A 14505-nucleotide genomic window follows, 5' to 3' on the forward strand; every position below is an offset into this window, starting at 1 on the left:
TACGGGGAGGTGGCAGGCAAGTGGAGCAGCTGACGCAGCACGACCCGAGACGGATCGGGCCCTTCGAAGTGCTGGGCCGGCTCGGCGCGGGCGGAATGGGCCTCGTCTATCTCGCCCGCTCGGCGTCCGGCCGGCGCGTGGCGATCAAGACCGTACGGACGGAGCTCGCCGAGGACCAGCTGTTCCGCGTCCGCTTCACCCGCGAGGTCGAGGCCGCGCGGGCGGTCTCCGGCTTCTACACGGCGGCCGTCGTCGACGCCGACCCGCGCGCCGCCGTGCCGTGGCTCGCCACCGCCTACGTGCCGGCGCCCTCCCTCGAAGAGATAGTGAACGAGTGCGGGCCGCTCCCGGCCCAGGCGGTGCGCTGGCTCGCCGCGGGCGTCGCCGAGGCCCTCCAGTCCATCCACGGCGCCGGGCTCGTCCACCGCGACCTCAAGCCCTCCAACGTGCTCGTCGTCGAGGACGGCCCCCGGGTGATCGACTTCGGCATCGCGTCCGGCGTCTCCAACACGCGCCTGACCATGACCAACGTCGCCGTCGGCACCCCCGCCTACATGTCCCCCGAGCAGGCCCGCGACTCGCGCAGCGTCACCGGCGCCAGCGACGTCTTCTCGCTGGGCTCCATGCTGGTCTTCGCCGCCACCGGCCACGCCCCCTTCCACGGCGCCAACCCGGTGGAGACCGTCTTCATGCTGCTGCGCGAGGGCCCCGACCTGGCGGGCCTGCCGGACGAGCTGCGTCCGCTGATCGACTCCTGCATGAAGATGGACGTCGCCCAGCGCCCCACCCCGGCCGACCTCCAGGCACAGCTCGCCCCGCACCTCTTCGGCGCCGGCGGCGACGACAGCGGCACCGCCGCGGCCTGGCTGCCGCAGAGCGCCACCGCCATGATCGAGGCCCGCCGGGGCGGCCGCCCCAACCCGCCGAGGCCCCCGGCCGGGCCGCCGATGCCGCCGCGCCCGCCCCGCGGGCCCGCCGACTGGGGCGGCGACCCGCGCGCGGACCGGCCCTCGGACCCGTACGGCGACCGGCCCGGCGGCGGGCGGCACGCCGGACCCGCCGCCCCGGTGCCCGACGCCGGGCCGGTGCGGCTCGGTGCCGCCCCCGTCCCGATCGGGCCCGGTCCCCGGGTCGCCGACACCCGCGCGGCCGTCGGCGTCGGCCTCGGCGCCGCCGCGGGCACCGCCACCGGCTGGATCCGCCCGCCCGGCGGCGGCACGGGCACCGAGCCCGGCCCGCCGCCCGGCTCCCGCCCGCTGCCCGGCCCCGCCCGCGCGCCCGAGGCCCCGCCGGCCCCGCCCGCGCCCGAGGCGCCCGGCCACTGGCGGCCCTGGCGCTTCCGCATGTCCAACGACGTGTGGGGCACCCCGGTCGTCGACGGCGACCTGCTCTACGTCACCTCCTTCGAGGTGCACGCCCTGGACACGGCGAGCGGCCGGCGCCAGTTCAAGACCCGCGACGTGGCCTGGTCCATGGCGGTCGCCGGCGGCCGGATCCACGCCTCCGACGGGCCCACCCTGTACGCGCTCGACGCCCTCGACGGCTCGGAGCGCTGGCGGCTGCACACGGACGCCTGGGTGTACTCCCTCCAGGTGGACCGGGGCACCGTCGTCACCGGTACCCGGGGCGGCGGCGTCCAGGGCTGGGAGGCGTCCAGCGGCGCCAGGCTCTGGGAGATCACCGGCGCCCAGACCGACTTCGAGACGCCGGAGGGCGGGCCCGCCCTGCACGGCGACACCGTGTACGTGTGGCGGGACGCCCGGCTCCAGGCGCTCGACGCCCGCAGCGGCGCGGAGCGCTGGTCGTACCCGGTCGGCGACACGGCCTCCTGCGCGCAGGTCCCGGTCCGGGTGGCCCCGGCCGAGGACGGCTGCGTGTACGTCGCGGCCGGCACCCGGGTGCTGTGCGTGGACATCGCGACCGGCCACGTCCGCTGGCACTTCGAGGCGCCCGCCGTCTTCCTGGCGCCGCCCGCCTTCGCGCCCGGCCCGGCGGTCACCGGCGGCGGGGTCTACCTGGTCGACCACCTGGGCACGGTGTACGCGCTCGACGCGACCACCGGCAAGGACCGCTGGCGGATCGCCACCGAGCCCCGCCAGTCCACCGAGCCGGTCCTGGTCGCCGCGGGCAACGTGCACGTGGGCAGCGGCAGCGCGCTCTACACGCTCGATGCGGTCACCGGCACCCCGAAGTGGCGGTTCGCGGCGGGCGGCGAGCTGATCGGCGCCCCCGTCGTGGCCGACGGCCGGGTGCACTTCGGCTCGGCCGACCACGTCCTGTACACGCTGGACGCGACGGGCGGCCAGCTCCGCTGGAAGCTCGCCACGGGCGGCGAGATCACCGGCTCGCCGGTGGCCAGGAACGGCGTCGTGTACGCGTGCAGCAAGGACCGCTGCGTCTACGCGCTGGACGCGGTCAAGGGCACGGCGACCAACCGGGGAGCCTGAGCCGGGAGGGCCTCAGGCCCGGTGTCCCGGCGGCGGCGGGGTCTCGTCGCGCGCCGGGTCCCAGGGCACGTCCGTGGAGGGCGGCGGGGCGGTGTCCGGGGGGCCGTACGCGTACGGCTGCCCGGCCTCCGGCCCGTACGCCGCCTCGGGCGCGGCCGGCTCCGGCGTGCGGTCGGCGCGGCCGAGGCGCGCGGTGCGGCGCCGGCGGCCCGACATGACGACGGCGCCGAGCAGCAGCAGCGCCCCGCCGCCCAGGGCGCTCGCGACCCCCTCGCCGAGCCCGCGCCCGTCGGCGCCGACGACGAGGCCGTCCTCGGCCTGCGCGACCCGCACCATCCACAGCACGGTGAAGCCGAGCACGACCAGGCCCGCGAGGGCGACGAGCAGCCGGGAGCGCAGCAGCACGCCGAGGAGGGTGAGCAGCGCGGCGAAGGCGAAGGGCAGCAGGATCGAGGAGACGAGCGCGGACGTGGCGCCGGTGACACCGGTGAAGAGCTCGCCGATCGCGTAGTCGCGCCCGTGACGGCCGTCGTACCAGGCACGGAAGGGGCTCAGGACGGCGGCCGTCGCTCCGGCGAGGGCCAGCACCGAGCCGACGACGTTGCGGATCATCGATCGGCCTCCTCGGTACTCCGGCTCTCGCTGTCGACGCTACGCCGGGTGCGGGAGCCCTGCCATGCGGCACCGGGCCCGGCATTAGGGTGACGCGGACACGGCGAACGACAACGGGGGAGTGGGGACATGGTCCGCACGCGCGTGAAACTGGCGGCGACGCTCACGGTGGTGGTGCTCGCGCTGACCGGGTTCCAGACGAGCAGCGGCGGCGGCCACGGGGGTGGCAGCGGCAAGTCCGGCAAGAGCCGCAGCGGCGGTGGCGGCAGCGGTGGCGGGGGCGGCGGCTGCTCCAGCTCCAAGAAGGGCAACGACGACTACGACCACGACCAGGGGAGCGGTCCGGGCGGCTCGAACGGCTCGGACGCCGCCACGGACACCCCGACGCCGAGCTCCTCGCCGACGCCGGACGTCTACGCCACCGTCACCGACTGCGTGGAGCCCGCGCGGCGCAAGGCCAAGGGCAGGCCCGCCCGCACGGCGGACACCACGGCCACGGTCGAGCTCACCTCGGACGAGTGGGAGACGAAGACCTTCCGCGTCGAGGTGGACTTCCTGGACGCGTCGGGGAAGGAGGCGGACCGGGCCGAGGCCGTGGTGACCGTCGAGCGGCGGGGGAAGGAGACCTTCGAGGTCGCGATGCGCGACCCGAAGGCCGTCGGCCGGGTGAAGGAGTGCGAGGTGCGGGAGGTGACCGAGGTGCCGAAGTCCGCCGCCCCGGCCCCGGCCCCGACCCCTACCGCGTCCGGTACCCCGTAGCCCGCCCGGTGAACAGCCCGGCCTGCCGCTCCGGCGGCAGGTTGCCGAGCGCCACCAGGTGCGGGGCGTGGGCGAGGGCCTGGGCGCGGGCGGTCTCCTTGGCCGACCACAGGGCCCGGACGGTGCCCTGGACGGCCTCGGTCGGGTGCCCCGCGACGACGGCCGCGGCGGCCCGGGCGGCGGCGAGCGCCCCGCCCGGCGCGGTCAGCTCGGAGACCAGCCCGGTCTCGTAGGCCCGTCGGGCGGAGATCCGCTCGGCGGCGCCCATCAGGGCCATCCGGGCGATCTCCCCGTACGGCATCCGCTGCGCCATGTGGATGGTCTCGAAGGCGGAGACCATTCCGTAGGTGGTGTGCGGGTCGAAGAAGGCGGCGTCCTCGCCGGCCACCAGGAACTCGGCCTCGCCGAGCAGGTAGAAGGCCCCGCCGCAGGCCATCCCCTCCACGGCGGCGATCACCGGCTTCCACAGGTCGTTGGCCTTGGGGCCGATCGCGAGCAGCGGGTCGTCGATCGTGTACGGGGAGGAGGGCTGCGGGACGTCGGCGGCGGCCGTGCGGTCGATCCCGGTGCAGAAGGCCCGGCCGCCGGCGCCGGTGACGACGATCGCCCGGACCTCGTCCTCGTAGCGGAAGCCGCGCCAGGTCTCGGCGAGGGTCCGGGCCATCTCCAGGGTGATCGCGTTGTGCTTCTCGGGCCGGTCGAGGGTGACGACGGCGACGCCGGTCTCCTTGTCGCGCTCGACGAGGATCCCGGGGCCGCCGCTCATCCGCGCTCCAGCAGCCAGCGCGGCACGCTGACGCCGTCGGTCTCGGTGAACGCCACCTTCACGGCCGCCCCGATCCGCAGCCGCGCCGGGTCCACGGAGTTCAGCGGGGCGCCGGGGGAGGCGACGACGTTGCCGACGAGGCGGATGCGCGGGCTCTCGGCGAGCTCGACGAGGACCGCGTTGTACGGGGCGAGTTCGGCGTAGTCGGGCAGCAGCGGCGGGTGGGGCAGGACGTAGGACCAGATCCGGCCGCGCCCGGACATCAGCCGCCACTCGCTGTCGAAGGACTGGCAGTGCGGGCAGCAGGGGCGGGGCGGGAAGCGGAGTTCGCCGCAGTCGGGGGCGGCGCAGGCCTGGACGCGCAGTTCGCCTAGGGCCGCGTACTCCCAGAAGGGGGCGCCGTCGTCGTCGGTGACGGGGGTGAGCAGGGCCATGGGGTCAGCTCCTCAGCAGGATCGCGGACGTGGGGACGCCCTCACCGGCGGTGACCAGGCAGGTGGCGGCGTCGGGGACCTGGGCGGTGGAGACGCCGCGGAGCTGCTTGACGCCTTCGTTGATGAGGTTGAAGCCGTGCACGTACGCCTCGGAGAGCCCGCCGCCGCCGGTGTTGAGGGGGAGGCGGCCGCCGATCTCCAGGGCGCCGCCCTCGGTGAAGGCGGCGCCCTCGCCCCGGCCGCAGAAGCCGTAGCCCTCCAGGGAGAGCGGGATCAGCGGGGTGAAGGCGTCGTAGATCTGGGCGACGTCGATGTCCTGGGGGCCGAAGTCGGCCTGCTTCCACAGGTGCCGGGCGGCGGTCCAGGCGGGTCCGGAGAGCGGGTCGTCGTTCCAGTAGTTGACCATGCCGTGGTGCTGGGCGGGCAGGCCCTGGGCGACCGAGTGCACGTAGACGGGCTTCTGGCGGCAGTCGCGGGCGCGTTCGGCGGAGACGATCACGCAGGCGAGGGCGCCGTCGGTCTCCAGGCAGTTGTCGAAGAGGCAGAGGGGCTCGCTGATCCAGCGGGAGGTCATGTACATCTCGCGGGTCAGCGGGCGCTCGTACATCATCGCGGCGGGGTTCTGGTTGGCCCGGTTGCGGCAGGCGAGGGCGACGTTGAAGAGGTGGTCGCGGGTGGCGCCGTACTCGTGCATGTAGCGGCGGGCGAGCATCCCGATCTCGTCGGCGGGGCGCAGCAGTCCGAAGGGGCGGGTCCACTGGCCGGGGGTGGGGAGCTGGACGGCGGTGTTCTTCCAGGGGCGGGGGCCGCTGCCGCGCTTGCGGGAGCGCCAGGCGACGCCGACGGTGGCCTGTCCGGTGGCGACGGCGGCGGCGAGGTGCCCGACGGTGGCGCAGGAACCGCCGCCGCCGTAGCCGACCTTGGAGAAGAAGGTGACGTCGCCGGCGCCGATGGCCTTGGCGACCTCGACCTCGTCGGTCTCCTCCATGGTGTACGAGGCGAAGGCGTCGACCTCGGAGGGGGCGATGCCGGCGTCGTCGAGGGCGGCGAGGATCGCCCGGCAGGCGAGCGTCCGTTCCGATTCCGGGAGCTGTTTGGCGAAGGGGGTCTGGCCTATGCCGACGATGGCTGTTGCGTCCTTGAGCACGTGGTCCTCCCGGCCCGGCAGCACTGCTGACAGCGCGTCAGGCTACAGCTAATCTGACGGATAGTCAGCTACGGGAGGGGTGGGCGATGGAGTGGGGCTCGATACCGGAGTTGGTGCGCGGGGCGGCCGGGCGGTACGCGGAGCGCGAGGCGGTCGTCGACGGCCGCACGCGGATCACGTACGCCGAACTCGGCGAGCGCGTCGAACGCGCGGCGGCCGCCTGCCTGACCGCCGGGATCCGGTCCGGGGACCGGGTCGGGATCTGGGCGCCCAACACCCTGGACTGGATCGTCTCCGCGCTCGGCGCGGTCACCGCGGGCGCCGTCCTGGTCCCGCTGAACACCCGTTTCAAGGGCGCCGAGGCCGCCGACGTGCTGGCCCGCTCCCGGGCCCGGCTGCTCTTCGTCACCGGCACCTTCCTGGGCACCTCGTACGTGGCCTCGCTGCGCCGCTCGGGGGTGGCCCTGCCGGACCTGGAGCGGGTGGTGGTCTTCGGCGACACCGCCCCCGACGACCCCGGCTACGCCACCTGGAAGTCCTTCCTCTCGGAGGGGAACGACGTCCCGGCCGCCGAGGTGTGGTCCCGGGCCGCCGCCATCGCCCCTTCCGACCCCTCCGACATCATCTACACCTCGGGCACCACCGGCCGTCCCAAGGGCGCCGTCATCACCCATGAACAGACCCTGCGCTGCTACGCGTTGTGGAGCGAGCTGGTCGGGCTGCGCGAGGGCGACCGCTACCTCATCGTGAACCCCTTCTTCCACACCTTCGGCTACAAGGCCGGCGTCATCGCCTGCCTGCTGCGGGGCGCGGTGATGGTCCCGCAGCCGGTCTTCAACGTGGACACCGTCCTCGCCAACATCGCCGCCGAGCGGATCACCGTCCTGCCCGGCCCGCCCACCCTCCACCAGTCGCTGCTCGACCACCCGGCCCGCGGCGGCCACGACCTGTCCTCGCTGCGGCTGGTCGTCACCGGCGCGGCGGTGGTCCCGCTCCAGCTCGTGGAGCGGCTGCGCGGCGAGCTGGGCGTGGGCACGGTCCTCACCGCGTACGGCCTCTCCGAGGCGAGCGGATTCGTCTCGATGTGCCGCCGGGGCGACCCGCCGGAGGTGATCGCGCGCACCTCGGGCCGGGCCGTCCCCGGCACCGAGCTGCGCCTGTCCGACTCGGGCGAGGTGCTGGTGCGCGGCTTCCACGTGATGCGCGGCTACTTCGAGGACGAGGCGGCGACGGCGGCGGCCGTCGACGCGGACGGCTGGCTGCACACCGGCGACGTGGGCGTCCTGGACGAGGCGGGCAACCTGCGCATCACCGACCGGATCAAGGACATGTTCATCGTCGGCGGCTTCAACGCCTACCCCGCGGAGATCGAGCAGCTGATCGACCTCCACCCGGACATCGCCGACGTGGCCGTGGTCGGCGTCCCCGACCCCCGCCTCGGCGAGGTCGGCAAGGCCTACGCGGTCCGCCGCCCCGGCTCGACCCTGACGGCGGACGACCTGATCGCCTGGTCCCGCCGCGAGATGGCCAACTACAAGGTCCCGCGCGAGGTCGAGTTCGTCCGCGAACTCCCGCGCAACGCGAGCGGCAAGGTCCTGAAGGGGGTGCTGCGGGGGCGCTGACGGGGCGCTGGTGGGGCGGGGCCCCGCGGCGGCCGGGAGCGCGACGGGAACGCAAAGGGGCCCGGCCCGGTTTGTGACCGGGCCGGGCCCTCCCCCCTGCGCGCGCGTGGCGTGCCTCGTCCGGGCGGTCGGGCGGTCCCCACCGCCTGTCGTCCCGGACGTGATCGATCATCGCGGACGTCGAACGCGAGTACGAGGTGCGCTCGCGTACTTCGTCAGGTCGGACGTCCGCGCGTCCCCCGTGACGTGCGACGGAGGGACCGGACCGGTGGCCCGGCCCCTCCGCCCTGGTCGTCCGCCCCCCTGCCGCACCGGACCGTGCCCCACGGATCCCCCCGACCCGGGGGCGTCCCCCGAACCGGTGCGGCCTTGCTCTGCGGACGACCACGGCCCCGGCGACTCCCCCGATGGCGTCGCCGGAACCGTCCCCGTGGCGTGCGGTCTAGAGGGCCGGCTTGGCCGGCTCGGACGTGGCGTGCATGTCCATGGTCGTGATCTCGCCCTCGGGCTTGGCCGTCACCTTGGCGGTGATCGCGTCGACCGCCGGCTCGGACGTGGCGTGCATGTCCTTCGTGACGATCCCGCTCTCGGTGCCGCCCGTGGCGTGCATGTCCTGAGGCTTGGCGACCGGGTTCTTCTCTATCGGGTTGCTCATCTCGTCTGCTCCTGCCTGAAGGGTGGGGACGCGGCACGTGATCCGTCCGGCCGTTCCCCCGTGAAACCAGCCGGACGGATCCTTCATGGCCGCACCCTAGTTCCCAGCGGTGACGGCCTTGCCGGTGACCCGTCTGCCCCCCGACGCGACGGATCGACAGGGCAAGACTGCCGTTCGGCGATAAACGAACGATGAACGCGCAGGCCGGGGCGGTGCGGACGGTTCCGCGCGCCCGGCGGGGCGCGCGGCGGGCGGCTCGGTCAGGCCGCGTTGATCAGGTCCAGCAGCGCCCGGACCTCGGTCGCCTCGGGGGAGCGGAGCCCGTCGAAGACCTCCAGCGCCTCCCGCCAGCAGACCTGGGCGCGCCCCTGCTGGCCGATGCCGTTGAGGGCCCGCCCGAGCACGGTCAGCACGTTGGCGCGGCGCCACTCCCCGCCGATGCCCCGCAGCACCGTGAGCGCCATCTCGGCGTTGGACGCCGCCTGCGCCGGCCGGCGCGCGGCGATGTCCACCTCGGCGAGCCGGAACAGCGTCATGCCCTCCCACAGGCGCTGCCGGCTGTCCCGGAACACCTCCAGGGCCTCCCGCAGCCGGTCCACCGCCGGGCCGAGCTGCCGGGCCTCGGTGAGCGCGAGACCCAGCGCGTACCGCCCGTTGGCGCCGCGCAGCGAGTGCCCGATCGAGTCGTAGATCGCCGTGCCCTCCTCGGCCAGGGCGATGGCCCGCGCGGTCCGGCCGGTGGCCAGCTGGATGCGGGACAGGTTGCACAGGGCGCTGGCCTCGCCCGGCCGGTCCCCGATGCCGCGGAACCGCTCGATGGCGTGGGCGAGATGGACCTCGCCCTCCTCGAAGCGGCTCTGGTACAGGGCGATGATGCCCCGGGCGTTCGCCGACCAGCAGGCCGGCAGCGGGTCCCCGGCGGCCTCCGCGAGCGGCAGCGACAGCGTGGCGTCGCGGTCGGCCTCCTCGAAGCGGCCCGCCGTGTGGTGGACGCCCGCCAGCGCCATCAGCGCCCGGCCCTCGGCGCGCGCGTCGCCGAAGCCGCGCGCCGCGTCCCGCACGCCCGAGGCGATGGCCTCGAACTCCCGCGCGTTGGTCCCGGACTCGCCCAGGTCGAGCGCCGCCCACAGCAGGTCCACCGCCCGCCGCACCGTCCCCGCCGACGCCGCCGACTGGCGGACGCAGGCCAGCAGACAGTTGGCCTCGGCGTACAGCCAGTCCTGCGCGGCGTGCCGGTCGGTGAAGACCAGGCCCTCGTAGGCGGTGGCCTCCAGGTGGTCCACCAGCCGGTCGCCGGGGCGCTCCAGCGCGTACACCCGGGAGGCCGTGGCCAGATAGAAGTCCAGCAGCCGCGACATCGCCAGCTCGCGCTCCGCCGGGGGCTGTTCGTCGCGCTCGGCGCAGGCGCGCGCGTAGAGGCGCACGAGGTCGTGGTAGCGGTAGCGGCCCGGCGCCGCGGACTCCACGAGGGAGGTGTCGACCAGGGCTTCGAGGAGGTCCTCGGTCTCCCACTCCGGCAGGTCCAGGACGGCCGACGCGGCGGCCAGCGAGATGTCGGGCCCGTCGGCGAGACCGAGCAGCCGGAAGGCGCGGGCCTGGGCCGGCTCCAGCTGTCCGTAGCCCAGCTCGAACGTGGCCTTCACCGCGAGGTCGCCCGCCTGGAGCTCGTCCAGCCTGCGCCGCTCGTCCGCCAGCTTGGCGGCCAGCACCGAGACCGTCCAGGTGCGCCGGGCGGCCAGCCGCGAGGCGGCGATCCGGATGGCGAGCGGCAGGAAGCCGCAGGCGGCGACCACGTCGAGCGCGGCCTCCCGCTCGGACTGCACCCGCTCGGTGCCGACGATCCGGGTGAAGAGCTGGAGCGCCTCCTCCGGCGACATCACGTCCAGGTCGACCAGGTGCGCCCCCGCCAGGTCCACCATCCGGATGCGGCTGGTGACGAGCGCGGCGCAGCCCGCCGTGCCGGGCAGCAGCGGCCGGATCTGGGCCGCGTCCCGGGCGTTGTCCAGCAGCACCAGGACCCGGCGCCCGTCGAGCGTGGAACGGTAGAGCGCGGCCCGCTCGTCGAGCGAGTCGGGGATCGCGGAGTCGGGGGTGCCGAGCGCCCGCAGGAAGGCCCCGAGGACGGTCTCCGGCGCCGCCGCGCGCGAACCGGCGCCCTGGAGGTCCACGTACAGCTGCCCGTCGGGGAAGTGCGGCCGGGCCTCGTGGGCCACGTGCACGGCGAGGGTCGTCTTGCCGACGCCGCCGATCCCGGCGAGCGCCGACACCGCCATGACGTGCCCCTCGGCGCTGGCGAGCCGGCCGCCCAGCTCCCGTACGAAGGAGGCGCGGCCGGTGAAGTCCGGCACGGTGGCGGGCAGCTGGGCGGGCCGGGCGAGCGGCGCGGCGGCCGGGGGCTGCTCCTCCACCGGCCGGGCCAGCTCGGCGTCGGCCTGGAGGATGCGCTGCTGGAGCCGGGAGAGCTCCGGGTTCGGGTCCACGCCGAGCTCGTCGGCGAGGAGCCGGCGGGTGTCGGCGTAGACGGCGAGCGCCTCGGCCTGCCGCCCGGAGCGGTAGAGCGCGAGCATCAGCAGTTCGCGCAGCCGCTCGCGCAGCGGGTGCGCGGCGGTGAGCGCGGTCAGCTCGGAGACGGCCTCCGCGTGGGCGCCGACCTCCAGGTCCAGGTCGAGCCGGGTCTCCAGGAGCTGGAGCCGCCACTCCTCCAGGCGGGTGCGCTGGGTCTCCGCGTACGGTCCGGGCACGGAGGCGAGGGTCTCGCCCTCCCACCGCCCGAGGGCCTCGTCGAGCCGCTCGCGGGCGGCGCACCGGTCGCCGGCGCCGCGCAGCTTCTCGGCCTCGGCGGCCAGCTCGTGGGCCTCGGTGAGGTCGAGGGTGAGGCCCGGCACGGTGGTGCGCAGGGCGTAGCCGCCGGACTCGCTGACGAGCACGCCGGGGTCGAGGATCTTGCGCAGCCGGGAGGCGTACGTCCGGACGGCGGCGAGCGCCTGGGAGGGCGGCTCCTCGCCCCAGATGGCGTCGATCAGCTCGCCCGCGGTGGCGGTGCGCCCGTCGCGCAGCAGCAGCGCGGCGAGCAGGGCCCGCTGCTGCGGCGAGCCGGTGGCCAGCGCCTCCCCGCCCCGGCTGGCCCGCACGGGCCCCAGCACGCCGAAGCGGAGGGAGGCGGGGACGGGGGCGGGGACGGGCACGCCGCCCGCACCGCCGCTGGTCCCGGCCGCCGCGCCGTGCGTGCCGCCTACGCCGTGCGTGCCCTCTGCGCCGTCCGCGCTGGCCGCGCTGTCCGTGCCGTCTGCGCCGTTCGTACCGGTCGCCCCGGCGCCCGCCCGCCCGTCTCCGGGCACGCGGGAGCGAGGTTCCTCGGCCGGCCCGGTGCCGGTCCCGTCGGAACCCGTCGCCGGAGTGCGCTGCTCCGGAACCCGCGGCCCGTCCTCACGGTCCATTAGCTCCCCCTGCCCGTACCGCTGGTTTCGCCCAAGACAGTCTGCCTTGTCCGCGGGGCGCGCGTCAGCATCGGGGCGGCCGATCCACGGGCGGACGGAGCCCCGGGAGCTGACGAACCGTCAGATCGACGCTACCGTGAAACGCATGGAGAGCTTTCCCAAGATCATCTCGGTGGACGACCACACCGTGGAGCCCCCGCACGTCTGGCAGGACCGGCTCCCGTCCCGCTACCGCGACACCGGCCCCCGGATCGTCCGCGCCCCGTTGAAGGAAATGACCTTTCTGGGCGGAAAGTTCGCCCCCGTCATGGGCGCCAAAGGGGACGAAGGGCCCATTGGCGACTGGTGGGTCTACGAGGACCTGCACCGTCCGCTGACCCGGCTCGACACCGCCGTCGGCTACGGCCGCGACGAGATCCGGCTGGAGGTCATCACCTACGAGCAGATGCGGCCGGGCTCGTACTCCGTGCCCGAGCGGCTCGCCGACATGGACGTCAACCACGTCCAGTCGGCGCTCTGCTTCCCGACCTTCCCCCGATTCTGTGGCCAGACCTTCACAGAAGCCGCCGATCGTGAACTCGGTCTGCTCGGTGTGCGGGCCTACAACGACTGGATGGTCGAGGAGTGGTGCGGCCCCGAGGCGGCGGGCCGGCTCATCCCGCTGACCCTGATCCCGCTCTGGGACCCGGAGCTCGCCGCCGCCGAGGTGCGCCGCAACGCGGCCCGGGGCGTGCGCGCGGTCGCCTTCTCCGAGATACCCCCGCACCTCGGGCTGCCCTCGGTGCACACCGACCACTGGGACCCCTTCCTGCGCGCCTGCGACGAGACCGGCACGGTCATCGCCATGCACATCGGCTCCTCCAGCCGGATGCCGTCCACCTCCGCCGACGCCCCGCCCGCCGTCGGCTCCACCATCACCTTCGCCAACTGCTGCTTCTCGATGGTCGACTGGCTGATGAGCGGCAAGTTCGAGCGCTTCCCCAACCTGCGGATCATGTACGCCGAGGGGCAGATCGGCTGGATCCCGTACATCCTGGAGCGCGCGAACGTGGTCTGGGAGGAGAACCGGGGCTGGGGCGGGGTCGCCGACAAGGTGCTGCGCCCGCCGTCGGAGCTCTTCGCCGAGCACGTCTTCGGCTGCTTCTTCGACGACGCCTTCGGGCTGCGCAACCTGGACGCCATCGGGGTCGGCAACGTCCTCTACGAGACCGACTACCCGCACTCGGACTCCACCTGGCCCAAGTCCCGCGAGGTCGGCGAGGCGCAGATGGGCCACTTGGCGCCGGACGTGGTCGAGCGGATCGTGCGCGGCAACGCGATCGACCTGCTGGGGCTCACCCCGGACGGCCTCTGGCGCCCTTAGGGGGTGTCTGGCAATTCCCGCCGGGTCCGGACAAGGGCCCGCCCGGCCCGCCGAGGGAGGCGGACCGGGCGGGGGCTGGGGGCGGGCCGGGTGCGGCCGCGACAGGGGCGGGGGGACCGCCGTGTCCAGCGTGCGGCCCGGGCCCGCGCGGGGTCTTGGACAAAAGCGCACCCGGCGGCGGTCCGGCGCGGACCGGTCGTCGCACCCCTTGCCTGACGAAGCGTCAGAAGCCAGCATGGGCCCCGGCATTGCAACTGACGAGTCGTCAGATCGACCCGACGAGGCCCGGACGAGACCGGCCGGGACCGGATGAAGGAGCCCCCATGGTGGTCTACGGGATGCAGCTGCCCGTCCAGTCCCAGAGCACGATCTACGCCGAGCCCTGGGAGGCGGCGGCGGGCCCCGCCGACCTCCTCGCGGTCGCCCGCGCCGCCGACGAGCTCGGCTTCGACTACATCGCGAGCTGCGAGCACGTCGCCGTGCCGCGCCGGATGGCCGGGGCGATGAGCACGGTCTGGTACGACCCGGTGGCCACCCTCTCGTTCCTCGCGGCGGCCACCGAGCGGGTCCGGCTGCTCTCGCACGTGGCCCTGGTCGGGCTGCGCCACCCGCTGGTCTCGGCGAAGGCGTACGCGACCCTGGACCACCTCTCCGGCGGGCGCCTCGTGCTCGGGGTCGGCGCCGGGCACCTCCAGGAGGAGTTCGAGACGCTCGGGGTGGACTTCGCCGGGCGCGGCGGGGTGCTCGACGAGACCCTGGACGCGCTGCGGGCCGCGCTCGGGCCCGAGGAGTTCCCCGTGTTCGAGGGTGAGCGCTTCTCCTTCCGGGACCTGGGGCAGCGGCCCCGGCCCGCGCAGGAGCGGATCCCCGTCTGGGTCGGCGGCTCCTCGCCCGCGGCGGTGCGCCGGGCCGCGCTCAAGGGCGACGGCTGGCTGCCCCAGGGCGACCCGCGCGGCAAGCTCGCCGAGCAGATCGCGCGGCTGCGGGAGCTGCGGGCGGCGGCCGGGATCGGGGCGCCGCTCACGGTGGGCGCGATCGCCGAGCCGCTGTACGTGGGGCAGCCCGCCTGGGACACCGGCCGGCGCACCCTGACCGGCAAGCCGCAGGCGCTCGCCGAGTCGCTGCGCGCCTACGGGGAGATGGGCGTGGACCAGCTCCAGGTCCGCTTCCGCTGCCGGAGCCGGTCCGAACTGATCGACCAGATGCGGGCCTTCGCCACGGAGGTCGCACCGCACCTCACCTAGTGATCCGGGAGGGGCCATC

At 75.0% G+C, this 14505-nt stretch carries 11 protein-coding genes; 5 read left to right on the forward strand and 6 right to left on the reverse strand.

The annotated features are described in order from the left end of the window. Positions 1-20: 20 nt before the first annotated feature. Complete coding sequence (gene afsK / locus ACZ6J5_RS19325) at positions 21-2447, forward strand: protein serine/threonine kinase AfsK (protein WP_469393028.1); 2427 nt, start codon at positions 21-23, stop codon at positions 2445-2447. Between the two features lie 12 nt (positions 2448-2459). Here afsK and ACZ6J5_RS19330 read toward each other — a convergent pair whose 3' ends face one another. Then, positions 2460-3059: a hypothetical protein gene (locus ACZ6J5_RS19330; RefSeq protein ID WP_469393030.1), complete on the reverse strand. Its 600-nt coding sequence runs from the start codon at positions 3057-3059 to the stop codon at positions 2460-2462. Positions 3060-3188: 129 nt separating this feature from the next. Here ACZ6J5_RS19330 and ACZ6J5_RS19335 point away from each other — a divergent pair, with 129 nt between their 5' ends. Next, positions 3189-3818 (forward strand): hypothetical protein, encoded by a 630-nt coding sequence (locus ACZ6J5_RS19335; protein WP_469393032.1) that lies wholly within the window; start codon positions 3189-3191, stop codon positions 3816-3818. On the opposite strand, the gene ACZ6J5_RS19340 is transcribed toward ACZ6J5_RS19335, so the two are convergent. Genes ACZ6J5_RS19340 through ACZ6J5_RS19350 form a run of 3 tightly spaced genes read right to left on the reverse strand, consistent with a single transcriptional unit; the run spans position 3796 to position 6165 of the window. After that, entirely contained in the window at positions 3796-4584 is a 789-nt protein-coding gene (locus ACZ6J5_RS19340; RefSeq protein WP_469393033.1) for an enoyl-CoA hydratase/isomerase family protein, read from the reverse strand. The two genes, ACZ6J5_RS19335 and ACZ6J5_RS19340, sit on opposite strands and share 23 nt — an antisense overlap. Continuing rightward, a complete protein-coding gene (locus tag ACZ6J5_RS19345) occupies positions 4581-5018 on the reverse strand; it encodes a Zn-ribbon domain-containing OB-fold protein (protein ID WP_469393035.1) in 438 nt (145 codons plus the stop codon). Before ACZ6J5_RS19345 ends, ACZ6J5_RS19340 begins: the two co-directional genes overlap by 4 nt. Before the next feature lie 4 nt (positions 5019-5022). Then, on the reverse strand, positions 5023-6165 hold the full coding sequence (locus ACZ6J5_RS19350) for a lipid-transfer protein (protein ID WP_469393037.1): 1143 nt from the start codon (positions 6163-6165) through the stop codon (positions 5023-5025). Positions 6166-6251: 86 nt separating this feature from the next. Between ACZ6J5_RS19350 and ACZ6J5_RS19355 the strand changes: the two genes are divergently transcribed. Continuing rightward, entirely contained in the window at positions 6252-7787 is a 1536-nt protein-coding gene (locus ACZ6J5_RS19355; protein WP_469393039.1) for a FadD3 family acyl-CoA ligase, read from the forward strand. Between the two features lie 442 nt (positions 7788-8229). On the opposite strand, the gene ACZ6J5_RS19360 is transcribed toward ACZ6J5_RS19355, so the two are convergent. Together ACZ6J5_RS19360 and afsR are read right to left on the reverse strand one after the other, a co-directional pair. After that, positions 8230-8442: a hypothetical protein gene (locus ACZ6J5_RS19360; RefSeq protein WP_469393041.1), complete on the reverse strand. Its 213-nt coding sequence runs from the start codon at positions 8440-8442 to the stop codon at positions 8230-8232. A 260-nt stretch (positions 8443-8702) separates the two neighbouring features. Beyond that, positions 8703-11879: an SARP-family global regulator AfsR gene (gene afsR, locus ACZ6J5_RS19365; protein ID WP_469393043.1), complete on the reverse strand. Its 3177-nt coding sequence runs from the start codon at positions 11877-11879 to the stop codon at positions 8703-8705. 145 nt (positions 11880-12024) lie between these two features. Between afsR and ACZ6J5_RS19370 the strand changes: the two genes are divergently transcribed. Together ACZ6J5_RS19370 and ACZ6J5_RS19375 are read left to right on the forward strand one after the other, a co-directional pair. Beyond that, entirely contained in the window at positions 12025-13242 is a 1218-nt protein-coding gene (locus ACZ6J5_RS19370) for an amidohydrolase family protein (RefSeq protein WP_469393045.1), read from the forward strand. A 323-nt stretch (positions 13243-13565) separates the two neighbouring features. Beyond that, positions 13566-14486, forward strand: coding sequence for an LLM class F420-dependent oxidoreductase (locus tag ACZ6J5_RS19375; protein ID WP_469393047.1), 921 nt, complete (start codon positions 13566-13568; stop codon positions 14484-14486). Positions 14487-14505: the final 19 nt, after the last annotated feature.

The organism is Streptomyces sp. NPDC042100 (genome assembly GCF_055582325.1).

Coding starts and splice junctions, on each gene's coding strand:
- ACZ6J5_RS19330 (WP_469393030.1), bottom strand. CDS start 3,059: ATGATCCGCAACGTCGTCGGCTCGGTGCTGGCCCTCGCCGGAGCGACG.
- ACZ6J5_RS19335 (WP_469393032.1), top strand. CDS start 3,189: ATGGTCCGCACGCGCGTGAAACTGGCGGCGACGCTCACGGTGGTGGTG.
- ACZ6J5_RS19340 (WP_469393033.1), bottom strand. CDS start 4,584: ATGAGCGGCGGCCCCGGGATCCTCGTCGAGCGCGACAAGGAGACCGGC.
- ACZ6J5_RS19345 (WP_469393035.1), bottom strand. CDS start 5,018: ATGGCCCTGCTCACCCCCGTCACCGACGACGACGGCGCCCCCTTCTGG.
- ACZ6J5_RS19355 (WP_469393039.1), top strand. CDS start 6,252: ATGGAGTGGGGCTCGATACCGGAGTTGGTGCGCGGGGCGGCCGGGCGG.
- ACZ6J5_RS19360 (WP_469393041.1), bottom strand. CDS start 8,442: ATGAGCAACCCGATAGAGAAGAACCCGGTCGCCAAGCCTCAGGACATG.
- afsR (WP_469393043.1), bottom strand. CDS start 11,879: ATGGACCGTGAGGACGGGCCGCGGGTTCCGGAGCAGCGCACTCCGGCG.
- ACZ6J5_RS19370 (WP_469393045.1), top strand. CDS start 12,025: ATGGAGAGCTTTCCCAAGATCATCTCGGTGGACGACCACACCGTGGAG.
- ACZ6J5_RS19375 (WP_469393047.1), top strand. CDS start 13,566: ATGGTGGTCTACGGGATGCAGCTGCCCGTCCAGTCCCAGAGCACGATC.